The sequence below is a fragment of the Phenylobacterium sp. genome (assembly GCF_035276905.1).
In the GTDB taxonomy this organism is placed as follows: domain Bacteria; phylum Pseudomonadota; class Alphaproteobacteria; order Caulobacterales; family Caulobacteraceae; genus Phenylobacterium.
This window is the reverse complement of the sequence record NZ_DATELG010000441.1, coordinates 1-6,407: the sequence shown is the minus strand read 5'-3', so window position 1 is coordinate 6,407 and position 6,407 is coordinate 1. Positions and strand designations below refer to the sequence as shown.

5 protein-coding genes are annotated in these 6,407 nt (G+C 65.4%); all 5 read left to right on the top strand.

Annotated features, from left to right (window positions below; all coding sequences use genetic code 11):
• Positions 1 to 1,186 (top strand): homoserine O-acetyltransferase/O-succinyltransferase family protein (locus VJS38_RS20950; RefSeq protein ID WP_324090087.1); only part of this gene is annotated, 1,186 nt, incomplete at its 5' end.
• Between the two features lie 4 nt (positions 1,187 to 1,190).
• On the top strand, positions 1,191 to 2,174 hold the full coding sequence (locus tag VJS38_RS20945) for an alpha/beta fold hydrolase (RefSeq protein WP_324090086.1): 984 nt from the start codon (positions 1,191 to 1,193) through the stop codon (positions 2,172 to 2,174).
• A 109-nt stretch (positions 2,175 to 2,283) separates the two neighbouring features.
• The gene (locus VJS38_RS20940) at positions 2,284 to 3,687 is read left to right on the top strand and encodes a hypothetical protein (RefSeq protein WP_324090085.1); all 1,404 of its coding nucleotides are present in this window, start codon (positions 2,284 to 2,286) and stop codon (positions 3,685 to 3,687) included.
• 32 nt (positions 3,688 to 3,719) lie between these two features.
• Positions 3,720 to 4,763, top strand: coding sequence for a glycosyltransferase family 4 protein (locus VJS38_RS20935; protein WP_324090084.1), 1,044 nt, complete (start codon positions 3,720 to 3,722; stop codon positions 4,761 to 4,763).
• On the top strand, positions 4,760 to 6,112 hold the full coding sequence (locus VJS38_RS20930) for a hypothetical protein (protein ID WP_324090083.1): 1,353 nt from the start codon (positions 4,760 to 4,762) through the stop codon (positions 6,110 to 6,112). Before VJS38_RS20935 ends, VJS38_RS20930 begins: the two co-directional genes overlap by 4 nt.
• Positions 6,113 to 6,407 lie beyond the last annotated feature (295 nt).

The window sequence follows — 6,407 nt, the reverse complement described above, 5'->3', positions numbered from 1 at the left end:
CACCACCCACCGCCAGATGTCCCCCGACGACCAGGCCAAGGCCGGCGTCACCCCCGAGATGATCCGCCTCAGCGTCGGCGTCGAGCACATCGACGACATCCTCGAAGACCTCGACCAGGCCCTCCACGCCGCAGCCCGCGTCAGGCTGGCCCGATCGTCGCCGGCGGCCGTGGGTCGCAGCTCTCCGGAGGCGCGCCGGCCCCGGGCCATTCGGTTCGACCGGCGCGCTCCAGGCTCGACGCCGCTCGAAATCGGCCTTGTCAACAACATGCCGGACGCGGCGCTGGTGGCGACGGAGCGCCAGTTCGCCAGCCTGCTGGCCGAAGCCTCCCGCAATCAGTTCGATGTCAGTCTGCGGCTCTACGCCTTGCCGGGCGTGTCACGCGGAGAGTTGGCGCTCGCGGCGCTGAAAGAGCGGTATGCGCCGGTCGATGCGCTAAAGGCGATGGGCGCCGACGCCCTGATCGTGACCGGCTGCGAGCCGCATGCGCCGGATCTGCGCGAGGAGCCCTATTGGCCCGAGCTGGCGGCCCTGATCGATTGGGCGCGCGGCCGGACGCACTCCACCCTGTTTTCCTGTCTCGCAGCCCACGCCGCGGTCCTGCACATGGACGGTCTGCAGCGCCGGCGGCTGCCTGCGAAATGCTCGGGCGTCTTCGCCTTTAGGCGGGCGGCCGACGGTCCGTTGAGCGCCGGTCTTGGGCGCGAGGTGCGCACGCCCCACTCGCGCTACAACGCCCTCGTGCCGGACGAACTCGCCGCCGCCGGCTATCAGATCCTCACGCAGTCCGACGAGGCCGGCGTTGATGCGTTCCTGCGCGCGGAGGACAGCCTGCTCGTCTTCCTGCAGGGGCACCCGGAATACGAGCCCGACACGCTTCTCAGGGAGTACCGCCGCGATCTCGGGCGCTTGCTGCGCGGCGAGCAGGCATGGCCGCAATTCCCTCGCGGCTACTTCGACGTGCAGGTCGAGCAATCGTTCCAATCGCTGGTATCAGCCGGGCGTCCCGCGGAACTGATCGCCCAATGCGACGCGATCGCCCGCGACTTCCAGCCGGTCGCGCCATGGCGCCGGCATGGCGTGCGGTTTTACCGAAACTGGCTGGAGACGGTCGCCGCTGCGAAGCTCCGACAGGCGTCGCGCGCGACCTCCGACCTGCCCAACTCTCTCGGACTGACCTCCTGACATGTTGGAAACGCCCTCGGAAAACCAGAAGCAGATGCTCCGCGCGGCAAATGAAATCGCCGCGTCCCGGGCCTTGTTCGCCAGGGTCACGCGTCGCTCGGACTCTGTGATCCTGCCGCTCAACCCCAGCGCGGCGGACCCCGAGGCTCAGGGTCCCGCTCTGTTCTGCATTCACTCGATCGTCGGCGCCGGCGTGACCGATTTCCTCGCCCTAGCGCGCCGTCTGGCCGGCTCAGTGCGAGTGTTCGGAGTCCAGGCTCCGCCGCAGCGGATGAAAGAGCCCAGCTTCGGCGCTTCGGTGACGGCGCTCGCCGACAGTTATGCGAGCGCCGTGGCGGCCGCTCATCCGGGCGGCCCGATCGTCGTCGCAGGCTGGTCCGCGGGGGCGGCGATTGCGCTCGCGGTCGCTCATGCCCTGCGAGCCCGAGGCCGCGAAGTCGCGCTTGTGGTCGCCATCGACGGCGCGCCTGAGATCCCGAGCGCCGACCTGCACCCCTGGGATCCCCGCTACTGGATCGTTATGGGGGGCAATCTGCCGAAGTGGTTCGCCGCATGCCGGGCGACAGAGAAGGGGTTTCCGGCCTCGGCCTTCCGGCGCTGGAGCAGGTCCCATCTTACGCGCCTCCAGCAGGTCCTCGCGCGCCGGACGACGGAGGTCGCGCCGAAGCTGGAGCGTTCGGTAAGCCTCGATCGCTTCCCACCGGAACAGCGTCAGTTCATGGCCAGGCTCTACGACGCCATCATGTGCTACGTGCCGGATCCATGGGACGGGCCCGTCGTCCTCTACGAAGCTCGCGCGCTTAATCCGACCCAATACCTGCAACGCTGGCGGTCGGTCGCGCCGCAGGCCGAATTGGCGCCTCTGGACGCCACGCACGTCACCATCCTGCACGAGCCGCAGGTGGCCAAGCTAGCCCGCGATCTGCACAGGCGCATCGCGGAGGCCGTCACGGCTCCTGGCGAGCCCGACCATGCCGCCGGCTCCTAAGACATCAGGTATCGGGGCGGGGGCCGCAGGGGGCGTTTTCCAGCGCCGCCCCGATCCGCAAACCGGGATGGATTCAAGGGTAGGATGGCTTGCGCTCGGATTGGGCGGAGTGAGCGTCTGCGGCCTCGCGCTCGTCGGCAAGGCCGGGCTGCTGAATGCGGTCTTCCCAGTGCTCTGCCTGGGCTGCGCTGCGTTGCTGACGCGCCGGCCTGGAAGTTACGTCACCTTCGTGCTCGGCGTATGGATCTGGGCGCCCGCCGTCCGACGCGTCGCCGATTGGCAGTCGGCCTACAACCCGCTCAGTCCGGTGCTGCTGGCGCCGATCCTCGCCACCTTGGCCTGCCTGGCTGCGCCAGGCCAGATCGTTCGCGGCTTCCGAACCATGCCCGCGCTCGTCATTCCGATAGTCGCGCTTTGCGTCGGGGTTCTCACGGGGTTCGTGAACAATTCTCCGGCGTCGGCGCTCTATGCCGGCGTCACCTGGATGACCCCGATATTCTTTGCGGCCTATATCGCCGGCTGCCGAGACGTCACCGGACGATTGGAAGCGAAATTCCTGTCTTCTGTGACGCTTATGGCGTTCTGGGCCGCGATTTACGGAATCTTCCAGTTCATATCGCCGCCGATCTGGGACCGATTCTGGATGATCGGATCCCAGGTGTTGGGAATTGGCTTGCCTGCCCCGTTCCGGGTTCGCGTCTTCGGACCGCTGAACTCTCCAGTTCCTTTCGCAGCGGTCATGGTCGCCGGCCTCATCGCCGGCTTTCTGGATGCGAGGAAGTCGCGCTGGTTGCTTCTGCCTTGCGTGTTCGTGGCCTTGCTGTTGTCGCTCGTCCGCTCCGAATGGCTGGCGGTCGTCGTGGCGTTCGTCGCAATCCTCGTGGCGGCGCCGGCCCGAGCTTTGCAGCGTTCCGTGCGCCTTGGCGTGATGGTGCTGGTCCTCGCCGTCACGACCGCGCCGCTGCTGAGCTACGGTCCGATCGCGACGGCCGTAGGCCTCCGGCTGCAGAGTTTGCACGCAGGCGGCCAGGACGCGAGCCTGCGCGACCGCCTGACGCTTTACCGCAATTTCGAGCTGGGGCCGGTTCTCCTCGGCGAGGGGCTGGGAAGCACCGACGCGGCCACGCGGCTGAGCGGTGGCGACGCGCGTCTCGACGCCAGACGCGGAAACATCGACAGCGCGTTGCTGCACCTGGTGACCGGCCTGGGCGTGCCTTTCGCGATCCTGTTCGGTTCCGGCCTGGTGTGGCTCTTGGCCGGCGCCGCGCGCGGCGCGGCGCGGTCGAACATGGCGACCGCCGGGCTGGCCCTGGCTGTCGCCGGCCTCAGCCAGTCGCCTTCTTACAACGTGCTCATATCCGGCCCCGCGGTGCTGATGTACGCGGGCTTCGTCGTGGGCGCGCGTCATCGCGAGCCGCTGGAACACCACCTCGAAGACGTGCGCCGCGGCCGTCGCGAGATGGCCGGGATGCGGCGCCTTCTGCCACGCCGCGGCGCATCTGAATGGTCATAGCGGGGTGGGCGGCGTTGCGAATTCTGCACCTATTGAACGATGTCGAGCGGGTCGGGAACGGCATTGTCAACGCCGCTGTGGATCTTGCGTGCGAGCAGGCGCGAAACGGGCGCGAGGTTCTGGTCGCCTCGAGCGGGGGCGCTTTCGTCCCCCTGCTTGCCGAGCAGGGCGTCCGTCATGAACAGGTTCCGCTGGCTTCCAGCCCATCGGAGGTCTTCAGCGCCGTCGCCACCCTTCGCCGTATCGTCCGGGTGTTCAATCCCGAGATAATACATGTCCACATGACGCGGGGCCTGATGATGGCCCGTCTTCTGCAGCCTTTCTCGAGATTCAGAACCGTTTCGACGGTGCACAACGAATATGAGAAGAAAGCCCAACTGATGGGATGGGCCGATCGGGTGATCGCCGTCAGCAAAGCTGTTGAAATTGCGATGATCGGGCGCGGGGTTCCTGCATCCAAAATCAGAACGGTCAAGAACGGCACGGTGGGTACGCCCCGTCTGGGCGCGATCTCCGAGATCAGAGGCCAGCCCCTCCAACGACCGGCGATAACTACCGTCGCCGGGATGTATGAGCGCAAGGGAATTGAGATCCTGATCCGCGCCTTCTCGCTCGCCGCGGCGAAAAATCGTCGGATCAACCTTTACCTTGTGGGCGAGGGAGCGGACCGGAAGCGATTTGAGGCTTTGGCGCAGCAGACGGAATACTCGTCGCGAATTCATTTCGAAGGCTTCGTGCCAGACCCGCGGACCTATCTCCTGTCGACGGACCTCTTCGTGCTCGCCTCGCTGCGGGAGCCGTTCGGCCTCGTCCTGTCCGAGGCGCGGGAGGCCGGATGCGCCATCATCGCGAGCAATGTTGACGGCATTCCAGAGGCGCTGGACGGGGGAGGCGCGGGCGTACTCGTGCCGTCGGGGGACAGCCGCGCGCTCGCGGAGGCGATGATGCGGCTTCTTGACGACGATGAAGAGCGGCGTGCGCTCAGCAGTCGCGCGCGGCAAGGTCTGGCCGCATACGGCCTTCCACGGGTGGAGGCCGAGACAATGGCCGTCTACCGTGAGCTCCGTGGCCCATGAGGTGGCTGCAAAATGGATGGAGTCTCGGCCGCGACCTGTTTCGTTACGCGGCCGGTGGGAAGACCGCAGGCGGCGCGGCTATCCAGTCGGTGCTGTTGACCGCGGCGTCCATGCTCATGACGCTCGGGTCGGGAACCTTGCTGGCGCGCGGCTTGGGGCCGCATGACCGCGGCGTCTTCGCCGCCGGGACAACCTGGCCATACATATTGGGGGCGGTCTCGGCGGTCGGTTCGGAAGCGGGCCTGCTGATTTGCTGCTCGCGGTCGCCCTCGAGAGCCGGCGCCTACGCGAGCTCGGCGGCTCTATTGGTGTCGATCTTAGTGGGCGTGCTTGGGCTGTCTTTTGCCATACTGGCTCCGCGCACCTTTTTGCGAGAAAAGCCGGACATTTACGAGGTCGCGCTGCTTTGTATGCCGTTTGCCTTATCGACAGTTCTCGGCGTCCTGTCGCGGCAGGTGCTGTATGCGGATCGGCAGTTTATCTCGGCTAACGTCAATGCGTTTTCTCAGCACGCAACCTATACCGTTATAATTTCTGCACTTTTCTTTTCTGGGTCGCTCAATATAAGAACCGCCGGCATGGCGTTTCTTGTGGGTGGTATTGCGCCGCTGCTGCTTGTCGCGCCGCGACTGTTGCGCACCTTGCAGCCGCCGCTTCGACCGACGCCCGCGGCCCTGTCGGAACTTGTTCAGTTTGCGTATCGCGCCGCCCCTGGAGACCTGTTGGCTATCGCGGCCGGGTTTTCTGACCGTATTTTGCTTATTTTCCTGATCGTTCCGGCAGAGCTGGGGAAATACGTCGTGGCATACAGCATATCCAGAGTGTTGTCTGTATTGGTACCGGTGTCATCGGTGATGATAAAAAAGATGTCTTCTTTGGAATCTGGATATGCGAAGCGCGTTCATGATTTGACTTTAAAGATAAGTCTTTTGATGTTTCTCCCGGCCCTTTTCGCACTTGAGATCTCCGCGCACGCTGTCGTCAATGTCTTGTTTGGGTGGCGCTATCTGGGGGCCGTACCGGCGCTCCGGGTTCTCGCCCTCGAGGGAGCGCTGTTCTGCTGCGCCAACATTGGCGGGCAGCTGTACACCAGCGTTAACCGGCCGGGCTTGAATTCTGCTGTCCAGGCGACAAGCGCGTCCGTGACCGTGGTTGCTGTTTCGATCCTCGCCTTGCGGTGGGGCGCGCTTGGCGGCGCGGTCGGCTTGCTCATCGGCACGGCGACGAGAGTGGCGCTTCTATGGGGCGGAATGGCCGTGGCCCTGCGGCTCGGAATGCCTGACCCGCTGCCTCGCTTGCGCGATATCCGCGCGGTTCGGAGCATGCTGGCCAGCGCGGGTCGGTCTTGAACTGGCCCGGCATGGCGCTGGTCCGCCGCCCTTCCGATCTCCTGATGAGCGCGGTCTTGCTGATCGCAGTTGCGAGCGCCGCCGTTTTTTTGGCGGCCAACCGTACCGACCATCTTGGTCCGCCTCGAGGCGGCGCTTTCGAACATCACGTCCGGAGGTCCGTTAATGCGGCCGAGTTCGTCGGAAGCATCGGGGTCTGTACTCACATAGGGTACCTGGATACGTCGTACGGGAATTTAAACGCTGTCCTTTCCTCGCTGTCATATTTGCGAATCAATAAGGTCAGAGACGGACT